This window comes from Acinetobacter sp. 16, from assembly GCF_033439925.1.
GTDB classification, from domain to species: domain Bacteria; phylum Pseudomonadota; class Gammaproteobacteria; order Pseudomonadales; family Moraxellaceae; genus Acinetobacter; species Acinetobacter junii.
In genome coordinates this window covers 1,087,168-1,100,813 of sequence record NZ_CP137746.1, presented here as the reverse complement: position 1 = coordinate 1,100,813, position 13,646 = coordinate 1,087,168, and the positions used below count along the sequence as shown (strand labels likewise).

Here is a 13,646-nt window from a genome sequence, read left to right as displayed (position 1 = left end):
AAAAGAAAATCCCCTCAGTTGAGGGGGTTTTTATTAATCACCATTCAAAACGCTCACTATTTTGTTTATCTCTTTCTGCCTCTATCTTCGCTTGCTGATCAATAGCAACTAACCATTCTTTTTCTTTAGAAATAATAAGTGACTCTAATTCAGGAAATACCGATATTATTTTATCTTTCAGAGAATAAATATACTGTAATCTTGTTTGCATAGCTTGCGACCAGGAACCTGAGAAAACACCTCTCATCCTTAATATGTGATGATCAAAAAGTATATTTATTAGATTAGGTTTATCATTACACATATCAATCAAAGTGATTAACAGGTCTTTCCACACAATAGAATTTTGGTTTTCCTCACTAGATGGTTCTCTTTTTTTACTGTGATATAGCCTTGAATTTTTCACCCAAAAATTTATTTTTTCTTGATCGGAATCAATCCAATCTAGTATCATTTTTTCATCTGCATAAGCAAGTACTTTGTCTATGTCATTCTGCCAAAATTTAGACATAAAATTTTGATCTTCAACGAACTCATCAATAAATTTACTAGTGTTACTTTCGATCAGCAGTCTTAATAATTTAAACTTTTTATCTTCACGATGAAAAGAGATATAAGATTCACTACTAAAATTCTCTTTAATATCATTAAATATTCTATTTTGGTAAAACTCGCCACAACCTAGTAAAACTTGCAAAGCTTCTTCAAAGTGATTGAAAGCATCCTCAGAACTAATAAACTCAGGGACATAGTCTAATAAAATAGATTGATATTTTTCAGGTAATTGTTTTTGAAAATAGCATTCTTCCATCAACTCGTATCCAACCATTTGATGAGGACCAACCAAAATCATCGTATCAGCAACCATTTCAAATTGTTTACTGGAAATTTTGCTATGCTTTTTTAACCATGCTAACCTTAAATTACGATTTAAATTAATTTTTTCTGTAAGTAATAAAGTGGTAAAAAAATCAAAATCTTCATCTGTTTTACAACTATAAAATAAGTATATACCGATTATTTTATTGAATCGTTCATCATTTACAAAGAATTCAACCAAGATTTTATATTCGTTAATATTTTTACTTCTAAACCCTTTCAGAATTCCAAAAATAAATTCAGAATAATTTAAACTTTCATCTACATTTATAGTTTTCAAAATCTGAATGCAATCATTTACTGACTGAAAGGCAGCTATACAACTTTCCCCTAAACTTTGCAAATACTGATTACCAATCCAACCAATTCTTGGATTGAGTAATATTTCAAAATTCTCTTTAAGAACCTCAATATTCTGAAGTTGAGAAGATATATAGTTAATTAATTCATCATAATTATCAAATTCAGGAATTAGAATTGCATAATCTTCATTACTATCTTTAGCTAGACGATATAAATAGTGATCATTCACCAATATATAAGATTTTATTAGTTCTGAAATATTGCTTTTTTGAGGTCTCAAGCTTTCTTCCAAGACTTCTAAATCTGATAATAATTTTGGTGCTTTAATTTTCAGCTCATCACTATTCCATTGAATAATATTCAATAGTTGTGAATGAGCATCTGAGAAATATAGTCTTTGATTAAATCTTTCTAAATATGTTTTAACAATATCAACTTTTCCACATTTCCAAATAATATTTTTAAGGCTATTTTTAAAAATCTCTCGTGCTTTGCTATTATTATGATTATCTAATTCATCTAGCACACTAAGTAAAAACTCAATCCACCCGCAAATTTCACTATAAGTTTTCGGCTGATAACTATACTCACTAGTCTGAGAATTTTCGGAATACTCTCTTACTAGATAACTCCCCTCATAGAAATTCAGTGCTTTAGATAAACAATCTAACAGCATCGACTCATATTCGGGCATCACTTTTAATTGATTCAGAGCGTCCTTTTTTTGCTCTAAATTTGCCATTGTTTCAGATGTATAAAGGCTAAACAACGATGTCACTAAATCTCTAATAGAATTATTTCTCTCATCTTCTTTTTCATCTTTAGCAAAATAAATTAGTAAGTCAAAAGCTTTTTTAAAATTATGGGGTTGATAGGCTAAAGATCGTATTAATCTAGAAATTTCAAAAAAATGTGTATTTTCTCTAGTTAAAAAATAAGGGGCAGCATTATGTTTTTGCTCTAGTAATTGTAATATTTGATCTTCCGAGATATGGGCAAGTAATCTGAATTTAACCAAATCCTGTGCATCATATTGATCATTTAAAAGTTTTTGCCCTAACCATCCAGTAGAAGAAAACCATGATGTCACTAATTCTTGTACCTTAGGGACATCATGCAAATAGCTTAAACGTTTAATACAAGACATCTGCAAACGAGGAGGCATATTTTGAATAAACTCATGTAGCTGTCTTACTAACTTCCTTGAAATACATTCTTTAGCTAAATGATTTGCTAGTACATGAGGTAAAATTGCACGCCATTTCCCTCGCTGTTGAACAATGTCTTTATTATTTAGCTCTTCAATTCTTTCAATTGCGTCATAACTATCAACTCTTGCAAATTTCGATAAATAATCTAATTCAGAATATTCTTCGCCTACATCCTCTAAATTAAAGGAATAAACTAATGCACAATTTTGAGCGACTTTATATAATTCATTATTACGCTGCCCTCTTTGCCAAAAAAGCCGCTCAAACAACTCGGAACTCGTAAGTAATGCCAAGTTATCAGTGCGTTCAATGTTAGAGGCTACTGCTAAAGCTAACCGATAGTTTCCCCCTGAAAAATCAGCAATTTTTCTTGCATTCAAATTATTAATTTGGGGGTAATGTCGTTCAATCACTTCCTTGATTATTTCAGTACTATTTGGTTTTAATTTGTAAACTTCCGTACTCTCAGGCAAATCGTCTTGAACATCATACTCAATAGTTAATAGTGCAATTTGAGTATCTTTAATTTTCTTCGTTAAACTGCCATGAGCATCTTGTCCACAATTATCGATAATTAAAATATAAGGTTGCTGTTTCTGAATGAGCTCTTCTACAAAATGCTGAGGCTGTGGATTAGGCGAATCACCAAAATCACAATACCAAACCTTTTTAATATCTAGGCTATTGATTCCGACACGATCATCGAAAAGGGCTTGCGCAAAGCGCGTTTTGCCTACACCTGAGAGTCCTACTAATCTTATAGAATTTCCACCTGTTGATAATTTTTCTCGGATTGTATTTATGCCATCAATCACACTAATTTCATTTTTATTATGATCTCTAGGTACAATAACTTTAACATCTTCATCGATTAAGTATTCCCCTTCAACTTTGTCTTTTGTATTTGACCAATCATCATAGCGTTGCCAACCTTCTAGCTTTTGCTCTGTGAAGAAGTATTTAGCTAAATCATCATGCGCTAAGCAAACGAATTCAGATTCAAAAAATGAAGCATCTCTCCATTCAAGATCAATCATTAATTCTTTAGCTTTAGCTTTAATATCTATTAAAGCCTGAGGGGACATCATCTTTTTTTCAATTCTATTGTATGCTTCTCCCCAAAACTGATTTGTATAAACCAATATTTTAGTTAGCGTGGGGTGATCTCTTTTTGCTTTATCTAGCATTTCTAGAAAGTCATCTTTATGCGTAGAAAGACTCGTAGAATAAAACTTGGCTTGAAAGCCAATAACTTCACCCTCTTTTTCAATTGGATTTTTTTCAATTCCAGACTGATTTTTAAATCCAAACCAGCCTTTGGGTAAATTGAATTCTCGGCAAAATAATAAATAAGCAAACCATTCAAATGTCACTTGTTGATTATTTGAAAATTTTGCTGAAAAAATTTCCCAATTTGGCTGAATCATTCCTTTACCTTATTAATATAAGACTTCTATATAATCATTAATTATAAACGAAAATCATACATAACATTCGCAAATGTGAGAAGTTAAGCTTCGCAATAAAAAGATTCAATATTTGGAATTGACTGTTAAATTTAATATATCCGCTCCACAGACAGCATCGATCTCTTTCAAAAAACTGAATTTTTATATTTAATTTACAAATAGTTATTTTCATAAACTAGATTATCACAAAGCTAATCTACTACAACCCCTTATTTTAATTTCTAAGTAGACATTCGCTCCACAAACAACACACCATCTAAATGATCAACTTCATGTTGAACAATGCGGGCAGGAAAACCCTCAAACGTTGTTTCAATCACCTCACCTTGTAAGCTGTAATAACGCACCTTGATGATTTGTGCGCGCTCTACGACTCCACGCTGATCAGGAACACTCAAGCAGCCTTCCTCCCCCAAACAAGTCTGTTGAGAAAACTCTAAAATTTCAGGATTAACCATTACCACAGCATCCATCTCAGGCGCATCGGGATAACGAGGATTGGGACGAGATGCCACGATAATCACACGCTTGGAGATATAAACCTGTGGTGCAGCAATTCCAACACCATTACGCTCCAACATCGTTGCATGCATCGCAGAAGCCAGTTGCAACAACCATTCACTGTTAAACTCTGTATCTGAGACTAAAGCTGCTTTAATTTTTAAAATCTCTTCACCGCGTTGCGCTACTGGCAAAATTACACTCATCACAGAACCTTATAATTTTTAAATCGAACCTAGATTGATACTATTGGATAATGAATTTGGCTTCTATCATTTTCATTTAAGAATCTTGTCATAATATTTTCTAATAAAAAAACATATGGAATTGGCATGAATGCACTACCACTTTATCTGGGTGTTCTTTTTAGTTCAATTGGCTTAGGCTATTTTATATATGGTAAGAGACAGAAAATGACTGTGCCTCTGATCTGTGGCTTATTGCTTATGCTATTTACTTATTTTATTGAGAGTACAACTATGATCAGTATGATTGGGCTAATACTTTCCATAGTTCCTTATTTTCTGCGCTTCTAGACAATAAAAAAACTCCCCTTCATCAAACCTTTCTTCGTTAGATCAGTCGATTCAGGGGAGTTTTATTTTCAGCTTAAATTAAAGTTGTTTCTTTAATTCATCTTCTACGATTTCAATTTCAAGTTTGCTAAATTTACGAATTTCGCCTTCAGCGTGCTTTTCAAGCATACCGCCAATCAAAGGTACTTTTACTTTCACATTCCAAGTCAATGAAATATCTACTTTTTCACTATTACCTGTAACTTTACGTTCAGCTTTTGCCTCTAAAGGAAGATTTGCGCCAAGTTCTACAGTCGAAGTTAGATTTTTAAGATTAGTGATATCTGAACGTTTTAAGCGGAATGCATTTTTTAATAATTTTTTAGCAACATCTGGAATGCTGACGTCAAGATTGTATTCACGACGCAAAGTATAAATGTCACCATTTACATTTGACTCAAGAATTTCGAGGTTATCCCCTGGAATACGTTTACACACCGCTTCATGCAATGAGGTTTGAGCAACTAATCGTGTAAAATCTTCAATTGAAACACCGTGAATTGTTTCATTAACCGTAAATTGATGCGCCATTTTAAAATTTCCGTTTCGTTTTATTTGGGATTTCATCTCTGCTCGGAAGTATAACATTGAGATAAAAATCGCAAAGGCTGTTTACTCTAAAATAGATGACTGTTCGGATTAATTATTTTTATTGTAGTCATGTCGCATGCCAAGTTTTACCGTGACCTTTTCAGTTCGACTGATATATAGATAGTGTCGCCCATACTCTATGATAGCGTAAAATTGCTGTGCCCCATCATCTAAGCCTGTCGCTGACCAAGTTGTACCTTGCGGAAACTCATCCAACCATTCTGCTTTATAAAAATCGGAAACAGAATCAAATCCCAAATATTGATCAGGATCAGCCATGATTTTCGCAGCAACCTGATCAAACTTCTGCTGTTTAAATGCTTCTAAATTGAGTAACACTGAGATTCCTTTAGGTTAAAGTTTAATTAATAAAAAGAAGCAGACAGTCATGTGAGTTTGAAAGTAAATTACAAAAATACCGATATTTTGTTATATCTCTATTTTGCTGTGGAATTTACTGTATTGCAGCAATATTTTCAGTTTTATCATGCATTTTTGATCATGGTCTAATTTGCTAGACGACGTTCAATATGCTATCAACATAATATAACTTTATCTTTTTACAACGATAAACAATAAGGAGCAAATATGTCTTATCAAAATATTTTAGTTGCAGTTGATGACTCTCCAATTTCTTATGCAGCCGTTGAGCATGCACTGTCTTTAGCTAAATTATCTGGGGCAAAGGTCACGGTATTGAGTGTTGTTGCGGTTGATCCTTATGTGGGCGTAGATTTTTATCAAGTTGCACCCGCAATTACAGAGCATTTTATGCAAGCAGAGGCGCATGCTAAAACACAGTTGCAAGATATCGCTCAGTCATTTACCCGTGATGGAATTCAAGTAACCACCAAAATACATCATGGTCCTGCAAGCGAAGGGATTATCTTTGTCGCGGAGGAAGTCGGCGCTGACTTAATTATTATGGGTTCTCATGGTCGTACTGGTGTTAAACGTTTATTACTCGGTAGCGTAGCACGTGCTGTGTTGACCGAATCACATATCCCTGTGTTGATCGTCAAACAGTAATAAACAAAGCTTCGAAAAAAAACCTTGTGATTTTGCACAAGGTTTTTTCATTTCTTAAATTTATTAAGGCTATTTGCATTACATGGTTGAAATCAATACATAATGATATTATTTTCACAATGAAATTGCTTATTAGGTGTAGTGTGCAAAGCAAGAAACAGAAAACAACTGAGTTTGGGCAATTTTATATCCTTAAAATTGGGACTAAATATATTCATGCTGAATTGCTTGGCAGTACCCAAAATTACCATGCTCAACTTGTTAAAAATTTAGTTGTAGCCGATGTAAAAATTGGGGAAACCATTTACTTACGCGTCAAAGATGAATCCATTCATAGCAAATATGGTATTGAAGTTAAATTTGAGCCAATTGAACGATTGACTGATCTAGCTGATATTGAAAACCACATCTTAGCGGATAGAAAACGAGTGGCTGACATCTATGTCAAGGCTGCACAGGATAATTTGGCTAAAGGTTGGCACAGCGGTGATGCTATTGAAAAAGCTCTATTCTTTAGTGCAAGTCATCCTGACTACAAGCAAATTAATCAGCAAATACGTCTCGGTCGATTAAAAAATATCATCCAAAGTTGCTGTAAGTATGAATGGAAGATGACCCAGCAATTTATGATTTTAAGTCGTTCTGCTTTGCAAATGTTCAATGAAGAAAAGAATCTAGGAGATTTGGATTTAACTCACTTTGAAAAAAATGTTAAAGCAATTCAATCTGATCTAAGTAAAGCGGAAAAAAATGTGGAGCAAAATGCACAACAATATTTGAATCAGCTTAAAGGTTTACTGAAGAAAGAATCTTGATACTCAACCTTGTAATGCAAATAGCCTTTATTAATTAACTTGCAGCTTGATAAAACGGTGCATCACCATTGATGGTGGCGCGGTGCATAATCCGATGCGCATCACCATAATCAAATAAAGCCTTATGCTGTGTGCAACGATTATCCCAAATTGCCACATCACCCTCTTGCCACTGCCAACGTAAATGAAACTGCTCATGAGTCGCGTGGGCGAATAGATATTGCAATAACTCAGCACTTTCTGATTCATCTAGCTCATTAATACGTGTGGTGAAACCTTCGCTCACAAACAAAATCGGCTGTCCTGTCACAGGATGGGTTCTCACCACAGGATGAACAACGGGTGGATTACGTTTGAAGGTTTCTTCCAATTTCTTACGCTCAACGTCATTATGCGCAAAACGTTCAATCGGGAAAGACTGACGAATATCATGTGTAGCCGTTAAACCTTTTAACTTTTGTTGCAAGCTTTGATCCAATGCAGCAAATGCGGCTACTCCACTCGACCACAATGTATCACCACCTACAGGTGGAATCTTGATGGCTTGCAAGACACACCCTAATGGCGGATTTTGACTGAAAGTCACATCAGTATGCCAAAGTTCATTGTCACGTAAATCTTGCTTCCAACTGTCTAGAACAATAATTTCAGGCACATTTTCTACTGTCGGGAAAATAGGATGAATATGTAAAGAACCAAAGCCACGTGCAAGTTCAGCTTGAGCCTGAGGTGCAAGCTGCTGATTGCGGAAGAAAATTACATGATGATCCAGCAAAGCCTGTTGAATTTGTTGTGTGGTATTTTCATAAACCGTATTTAAATCAACATCGTGAATAATTGCACCAATGGTTGGTTTAATCACTTCAATATTTAACGTCATCTTCTACTACTCACACTTATAACTGTTGACCATACCAAGGAGAGAGTTGCTTCTGTAACCAACGCAAAAACAACTCAAAACTCACTGCAACGATCGCAATAACAATAATGCCGAGAACCACAGTATCGGTAATCAAGAATTGAGCTGCTGACTGCACCATAAAACCAATACCACGATCTGCTGCAACTAATTCCGAAGCCACTAGAGTCGACCACCCCACACCTAAACCAATACGGATACCCGTTAAGATATGTGGTAAGGCTGTCGGCAGAATCACATGCCAAAACACTTGCGATTGGCTTGCGCCTAAAGATAAGGCTGCACGCTCACGATTGAGCTGATGACTGATTACGCCATGCGTGCTACTGATAATGACTGGTGCAAGGATGGAAAAGGAAATCAAAAGCACTTTAGTGGTTTCACCAATCCCAAACCAAATCACCAATAATGGCAAATAGGCTAGAGGTGGTATCGGACGTAACAGCTCAACCAAAGGATCAAGTACCGCACGCACCCATTTGTTCAAGCCCATCCATAAACCTAAAGGCACACCAATCGCAATTGCAGCAACTAAAGCCAATAAGACACGAGAAATACTGGCGGCTAAATGTTGCCATAAAGTCGCTTTCATAAAGCCTTGTTGACTGACTTCAAGAAACTTCTGCCATACCGCTTGTGGGCTTGGCAAAAACAAACTTGGAACAATTTTTAAAGCTGTGATCAAATACCAAATCACCAGCACACTGATAACGCTCGATAAACTCAGCACCAAACTACGATGACGAGCGAGAAAATCACCTACAGCATTTCGTCCTGAAGCTGATTTTTTCGGGTCAATTTGTGCAAACTCTGCTGTGTTACTTAGCTCATAGGCTGTATTTTTTGCTTGTCCCGTCATACAGTCACCTCATACCCTGCTTGTTTCTGTACTCGTAGGCGTTCAAACAATTGCTCACGTAATTGAATAAATTTTGGATCGGATTTAATTGTTCGAATCGATTCGCCTTGCTTATAGCGCTCTGCAAAATCTAGTTTTAAAGTTTCAACGATCTTTCCTGGACGAGCTGTCATCAATATCAGTTGATTACTGAGCAACAACGCTTCTTCAATGTCATGGGTAATGAGGAAAAAAGATTTATTTTGTTGAATCCATAAATCCAACACCAACTGCTGCATGGTTTCACGGGTAAATGCATCAAGCGCAGCAAAAGGTTCATCTAATAAAATAAAGGCTGCATGGCTAATCAAGGCACGTGCAATACCAACGCGCTGTTTCATACCACCTGACAGTTCCCAAATATTGGCTTGTGCAACATGGCTCAAACCTACTATCTTCAGGATGGATTCTACTTGCTGATGAATATGTTGTTCTTTTAAACCTTTAAGTTGTAAAGCAAAACCGATATTTTCAGAGACATTTAACCAAGGTAATAGCGCATGATCTTGGAACACCACTGCACGGCGAGCATCAGGTGTCGTTACTACTTCATCATCAAGTTTGATCTGTCCTGAACTTGGTTTTTGAAAACCAGCCAAAATATTCAGTAATGTGGTTTTTCCACAACCAGACTCTCCCAAAATTACCGTCAAAGTGCCCTCTTCAATTTTGAGATTAATATCTTGCAATACGGGTACGGTCTGGTTAGGAAAAGTTAAATGAAGATGCTCAGCAGCTAATACGCTCATTTCGATCTCCTATGGTTGTAAGAATTGAGTGGTAACATTATCTTGATAGTCAGGTTTTACTTGATCCACCTTGCCTTGGCTTTTTAAGAAAGTGGCTGTATCGAAAATATTCTTTGCAAATTCACCCGATAAAGTGGCTTGTTGCTGCTGACGATCAAGGTATATATTTCCTGAAAGAAGCAATGGAATATCTTTGGCATCAGAACCCGTCAATTGTGCGATTTTCTGAATATTGTCTGTATTTTGCTCAAATGCTTTAGGATCTTGGTTATAGCTTTCAATCTGCTTTAAGCTGGTTCTCACGAAGGCTTTTAAGAACTCAGGACTTTTTTCAGCGAAATCTTTACGAACCACCCATAAATCATAGGTTGGTGCGCCCCACTCGCCGACTTGTTTCGAGTCTGTTAAGACATGACCAGTCGCTTTAACTTTGCTTAAGGCAGGTTCCCAAACATAGGTCGCATCAATATCACCACGCTCCCAAGCTGCTGTGATTTCTGGTGGACGTAAGTTAATAATCTTGACTTGGTTATCCGCAATATTCCAATGCTTGAGTGCTGACAATAAGCTGTAATGCGTGGTTGAAACGAATGGCACAGCAATGGTTTTACCAATCAAATCTTGCGGGTTGTTAATGCCTGATTTGTTGCTGACCACTAGTGCCTCAGAACCGCCTAATTTAGCCGTCACCAGAAAGACTTCTATCGGTAAATCACGACTTGCAGCAGCAGCTAGAGGGCTAGAACCGATATTGCCGATCACAACATCACCCGAAGCCAATGCATTAACTACATCTGAACCAGCATCAAATTTACGCCATTGAATTGCTTGATTAGTATCACGTTCATATGCTCCATTTGCCTGTGCAACCTTGGTCGGATCCACACCTGTTTGATAGGCAATCACCACTGCCTTGTTATTTTTAGGCTGAGCTGGTACAGCATCTTTTTGATTTTGATAGATAATAAAAGCAACAATCGCCACAAGGACGATCGCTGTTACAATCAATGGCTTGGTGTTCTTGATGCCCATAATTAGATGATCTTTCAATAATATAGGCTTATGGTATGCGTCACACTTTATGATTAAAAATAAGAAAAAATGCGTTGTTTATGCAATTTAAAAATATATAAGCTAGATTCTTTTATCTTTAGACGTGAAATAAATTTAGGAAAAGTCATCAATTTGAATTATCAAAGCAATAAAATATATAAAGAATTGAATTGGATTCATCTAGAATCATCACCTTCATATGATGTGCCACAAACTCGCGATATTCAAAAAATAAACGCTCTATTTGAGAATGATTATGCAGCAATCTGATGCAACAACCGCACCTGACCACGTTCCTTTTTGGCAAGCCTTTTTATTTTGGCTAAAACTTGGATTTATTAGTTTTGGAGGACCCGCAGGTCAAATTGCAGTGATGCATCAGGAGCTAGTTGAACAAAAGCGTTGGATCTCTGAAAAACGATTTTTACATGCACTCAATTATTGTATGTTGTTGCCTGGACCTGAAGCTCAGCAACTTGCCATCTACATCGGCTGGTTAATGCACCGTACTTTAGGTGGTTTAGTGGCAGGCATTCTATTTGTGCTGCCCTCGTTGTTTATCCTGATTGCCTTGTCATGGATTTATGTACAGTTTGGAGATGTCCCAATTATTGCAGGTTTATTTTATGGAATTAAACCAGCAGTCACGGCAATTGTCTTTCATGCAACTTATCGTATAGGTAGTCGTTCACTGAAGAATAAATTCTTATGGCTCATTGCAGCTGCTGCATTTATCGCAATATTTTTCTTTAATATCCCATTTCCATTGATTGTATTCAGTGCCGCAATACTTGGATATTTACTCAGTAAAAAGCAGCCACATTTATTTAGTCAGCAACCATCTCATCAAAGTAATCAAAAAAATTATGGTGCAGCACTGATTGATGACAATACACCACCACCAGCCCATGCTATTTTTCGCTGGGCGAATCTCGCTAAAATTGTTCTTATCGCAGCATTTTTATGGTGTATTCCGATCTTACTGTTGACCTTCAGCCTAGGCTGGCAACACGCTTATACTCAAATGGCATGGTTCTTTACTAAAGCAGCCTTGCTTACCTTTGGTGGAGCATATGCTGTGCTGCCTTATGTCTACCAAGGTGCAGTAAATTATTACGGATGGTTAAACCCCACTCAAATGATTGATGGATTGGCTCTCGGAGAAAGTACACCTGGCCCATTAATTATGGTTGTCGCATTTGTAGGCTTCTTGGGTGGTTTTAATCAAGCTTTACTCGGAACTGAACATCTGTTTCTTGCAGGTGCCGTGGGTGCAGTAATTGTTACTTGGTTTACCTTTCTCTTTTCCTTCGTTTTTATTTTCGCTGGCGCACCACTAATTGAATCTACACATAACGAGCTTAAGTTTACCGCACCACTCACTACGATCACCGCTGCTGTTGTAGGTGTCATTCTTAATCTTGCTCTATTCTTTAGCTATCACGTGCTATGGCCAAATGGTTTTGATCATGCATTTAATTACGAAGCGGCAATCATTACCGTTGCAGCGATGATCGCACTCTTTAAATTTCAGATTAATGTTCTTTACGTGATCTTTGCTTCAGCAGTTTGTGGTTTGATCCTATATCTCTTTGTTTAAACTATTGAGCTAGAGTTGAGTTATTCGACTCTAGCTTCAGTCTCAGAAATATTAAATATGATGAATTTCAACTGAGGCATGCACAATTTCTTCATGTATGGATAGCTCACGTTTGACTTGATCAGGAGTCAAATCAGCTATCGATGTTTCCAATCCTAAAATACAAGAGAATTTGCCTTTCCCAACTTTCCATACATGTAGGTCTGTGATTTCTACGTGTGGAAGTTGGGCAATTACATCCTTTATTTCTTGTACCACGGGGTGCCCCATTTCAGCATCTAATAAGGTTTTACCTGTTTCTTGAATTAATCCCCAAGACCATTTGGCAACCAGTAATGCACCAATAATTCCAAGCAAGGCATCTAGAAAATTCCAGCTAAAATATTTTGCAGCAAATAAAGCAATAATTGCGAGCACTGAAGTCACTGCATCTGCCACTACATGCAAAAATGCGGCTTTTTGATTTAAATCATGGTGATGATGGTGATCGTGTGTATGCTGATGATCTTCGTGATGGTGATCATGTGAATGATGATGGTGATGCTCATGTCCACCATCATGTAACAACCATGCACAGACCAAGTTTATAACTAAACCTACAACTGCGATTGGAATCGCTTCATTGAAATGAATCGTAACAGGATTAAATAATCGTTCAATCGACTGAATCCCCATCAATAGCGCAACGACCATCAATAAAATAGCACTGCTATAGCCTGCTAAAATTTCTATTTTCCATGTTCCAAAACTAAATCTGGAGTCACTTGCATACTGTCGAGCCATTCGATAAGCAAAGTAAGCCAAACCTAGTGCTAGCATGTGGGAACTCATATGCCAACCATCAGCCAGTAATGCCATCGAATTAAAAATCCATCCACCTAAGATTTCTAAGATCATCATCACAGCGGTTAAAATTGTGGCGATCAAAATCTTTTTCTGGGCTAAAGGATTTCCCTGATCAAATTGATGAGAATGGCGTCTTTCTAGGTTAGTATGCTGCATTTGCTTTAACTTTAAAATATACTCCCCCTCAGTATATATTTTTTCAGGAAAA

At 36.5% G+C, this 13,646-nt stretch carries 13 protein-coding genes; 4 read left to right on the top strand and 9 right to left on the bottom strand.

All coding sequences use genetic code 11. The features are described from left to right. Positions 1 to 37: 37 nt before the first annotated feature. Positions 38 to 3,820 (bottom strand): hypothetical protein, encoded by a 3,783-nt coding sequence (locus R2H34_RS05410; RefSeq protein ID WP_318342474.1) that lies wholly within the window; start codon positions 3,818 to 3,820, stop codon positions 38 to 40. Positions 3,821 to 4,083: 263 nt separating this feature from the next. Next, positions 4,084 to 4,569 (bottom strand): peptide deformylase, encoded by a 486-nt coding sequence (def, locus tag R2H34_RS05405; RefSeq protein WP_318342473.1) that lies wholly within the window; start codon positions 4,567 to 4,569, stop codon positions 4,084 to 4,086. 126 nt (positions 4,570 to 4,695) lie between these two features. Here def and R2H34_RS05400 point away from each other — a divergent pair, with 126 nt between their 5' ends. Further along, a complete protein-coding gene (locus tag R2H34_RS05400) occupies positions 4,696 to 4,899 on the top strand; it encodes a hypothetical protein (RefSeq protein WP_004952870.1) in 204 nt (67 codons plus the stop codon). 78 nt (positions 4,900 to 4,977) lie between these two features. On the opposite strand, the gene R2H34_RS05395 is transcribed toward R2H34_RS05400, so the two are convergent. Together R2H34_RS05395 and R2H34_RS05390 are read right to left on the bottom strand one after the other, a co-directional pair. Next, a complete protein-coding gene (locus R2H34_RS05395; RefSeq protein ID WP_194597400.1) occupies positions 4,978 to 5,469 on the bottom strand; it encodes a DUF2505 family protein in 492 nt (163 codons plus the stop codon). Between the two features lie 108 nt (positions 5,470 to 5,577). Beyond that, complete coding sequence (locus R2H34_RS05390; protein WP_318342472.1) at positions 5,578 to 5,868, bottom strand: hypothetical protein; 291 nt, start codon at positions 5,866 to 5,868, stop codon at positions 5,578 to 5,580. A gap of 249 nt (positions 5,869 to 6,117) precedes the next feature. Between R2H34_RS05390 and R2H34_RS05385 the strand changes: the two genes are divergently transcribed. Both R2H34_RS05385 and R2H34_RS05380 read left to right on the top strand, forming a co-directional pair. Next, positions 6,118 to 6,558 (top strand): universal stress protein, encoded by a 441-nt coding sequence (locus tag R2H34_RS05385; protein WP_004913714.1) that lies wholly within the window; start codon positions 6,118 to 6,120, stop codon positions 6,556 to 6,558. A gap of 143 nt (positions 6,559 to 6,701) precedes the next feature. Beyond that, positions 6,702 to 7,373 carry a hypothetical protein gene (locus tag R2H34_RS05380; protein WP_004959923.1) on the top strand — a complete coding sequence of 224 codons (672 nt, stop codon included), beginning with the start codon at positions 6,702 to 6,704 and terminating at the stop codon, positions 7,371 to 7,373. 34 nt (positions 7,374 to 7,407) lie between these two features. Here the strand turns inward: R2H34_RS05380 and tauD are convergent, their stop codons facing one another. From tauD to tauA, 4 genes are read right to left on the bottom strand one after another with little or no spacing between them, the layout of a single operon-like run. Continuing rightward, a complete protein-coding gene (tauD, locus tag R2H34_RS05375) occupies positions 7,408 to 8,253 on the bottom strand; it encodes a taurine dioxygenase (protein ID WP_318342471.1) in 846 nt (281 codons plus the stop codon). Between the two features lie 16 nt (positions 8,254 to 8,269). After that, complete coding sequence (gene tauC, locus R2H34_RS05370) at positions 8,270 to 9,151, bottom strand: taurine ABC transporter permease TauC (RefSeq protein ID WP_075696250.1); 882 nt, start codon at positions 9,149 to 9,151, stop codon at positions 8,270 to 8,272. Then, positions 9,148 to 9,939, bottom strand: coding sequence for a taurine ABC transporter ATP-binding protein (locus R2H34_RS05365; RefSeq protein WP_075696249.1), 792 nt, complete (start codon positions 9,937 to 9,939; stop codon positions 9,148 to 9,150). Before R2H34_RS05365 ends, tauC begins: the two co-directional genes overlap by 4 nt. Before the next feature lie 9 nt (positions 9,940 to 9,948). Continuing rightward, on the bottom strand, positions 9,949 to 10,989 hold the full coding sequence (gene tauA / locus R2H34_RS05360) for a taurine ABC transporter substrate-binding protein (protein ID WP_171462442.1): 1,041 nt from the start codon (positions 10,987 to 10,989) through the stop codon (positions 9,949 to 9,951). Positions 10,990 to 11,248: 259 nt separating this feature from the next. Between tauA and chrA the strand changes: the two genes are divergently transcribed. Beyond that, a complete protein-coding gene (chrA, locus tag R2H34_RS05355) occupies positions 11,249 to 12,592 on the top strand; it encodes a chromate efflux transporter (protein ID WP_318342470.1) in 1,344 nt (447 codons plus the stop codon). 51 nt (positions 12,593 to 12,643) lie between these two features. Here chrA and dmeF read toward each other — a convergent pair whose 3' ends face one another. Next, on the bottom strand, positions 12,644 to 13,594 hold the full coding sequence (dmeF, locus tag R2H34_RS05350; RefSeq protein ID WP_042891858.1) for a CDF family Co(II)/Ni(II) efflux transporter DmeF: 951 nt from the start codon (positions 13,592 to 13,594) through the stop codon (positions 12,644 to 12,646). Positions 13,595 to 13,646: the final 52 nt, after the last annotated feature.

Bases quoted from the DNA above. Each gene is read 5' to 3' on its own strand.
- R2H34_RS05410 (WP_318342474.1), bottom strand. From the start codon at position 3,820: ATGATTCAGCCAAATTGGGAAATTTTTTCAGCAAAATTTTCAAATAAT.
- def (WP_318342473.1), bottom strand. From the start codon at position 4,569: ATGAGTGTAATTTTGCCAGTAGCGCAACGCGGTGAAGAGATTTTAAAA.
- R2H34_RS05400 (WP_004952870.1), top strand. From the start codon at position 4,696: ATGAATGCACTACCACTTTATCTGGGTGTTCTTTTTAGTTCAATTGGC.
- R2H34_RS05395 (WP_194597400.1), bottom strand. From the start codon at position 5,469: ATGGCGCATCAATTTACGGTTAATGAAACAATTCACGGTGTTTCAATT.
- R2H34_RS05385 (WP_004913714.1), top strand. From the start codon at position 6,118: ATGTCTTATCAAAATATTTTAGTTGCAGTTGATGACTCTCCAATTTCT.
- tauD (WP_318342471.1), bottom strand. From the start codon at position 8,253: ATGACGTTAAATATTGAAGTGATTAAACCAACCATTGGTGCAATTATT.
- tauC (WP_075696250.1), bottom strand. From the start codon at position 9,151: ATGACGGGACAAGCAAAAAATACAGCCTATGAGCTAAGTAACACAGCA.
- R2H34_RS05365 (WP_075696249.1), bottom strand. From the start codon at position 9,939: ATGAGCGTATTAGCTGCTGAGCATCTTCATTTAACTTTTCCTAACCAG.
- chrA (WP_318342470.1), top strand. From the start codon at position 11,249: ATGCAGCAATCTGATGCAACAACCGCACCTGACCACGTTCCTTTTTGG.
- dmeF (WP_042891858.1), bottom strand. From the start codon at position 13,594: ATGCAGCATACTAACCTAGAAAGACGCCATTCTCATCAATTTGATCAG.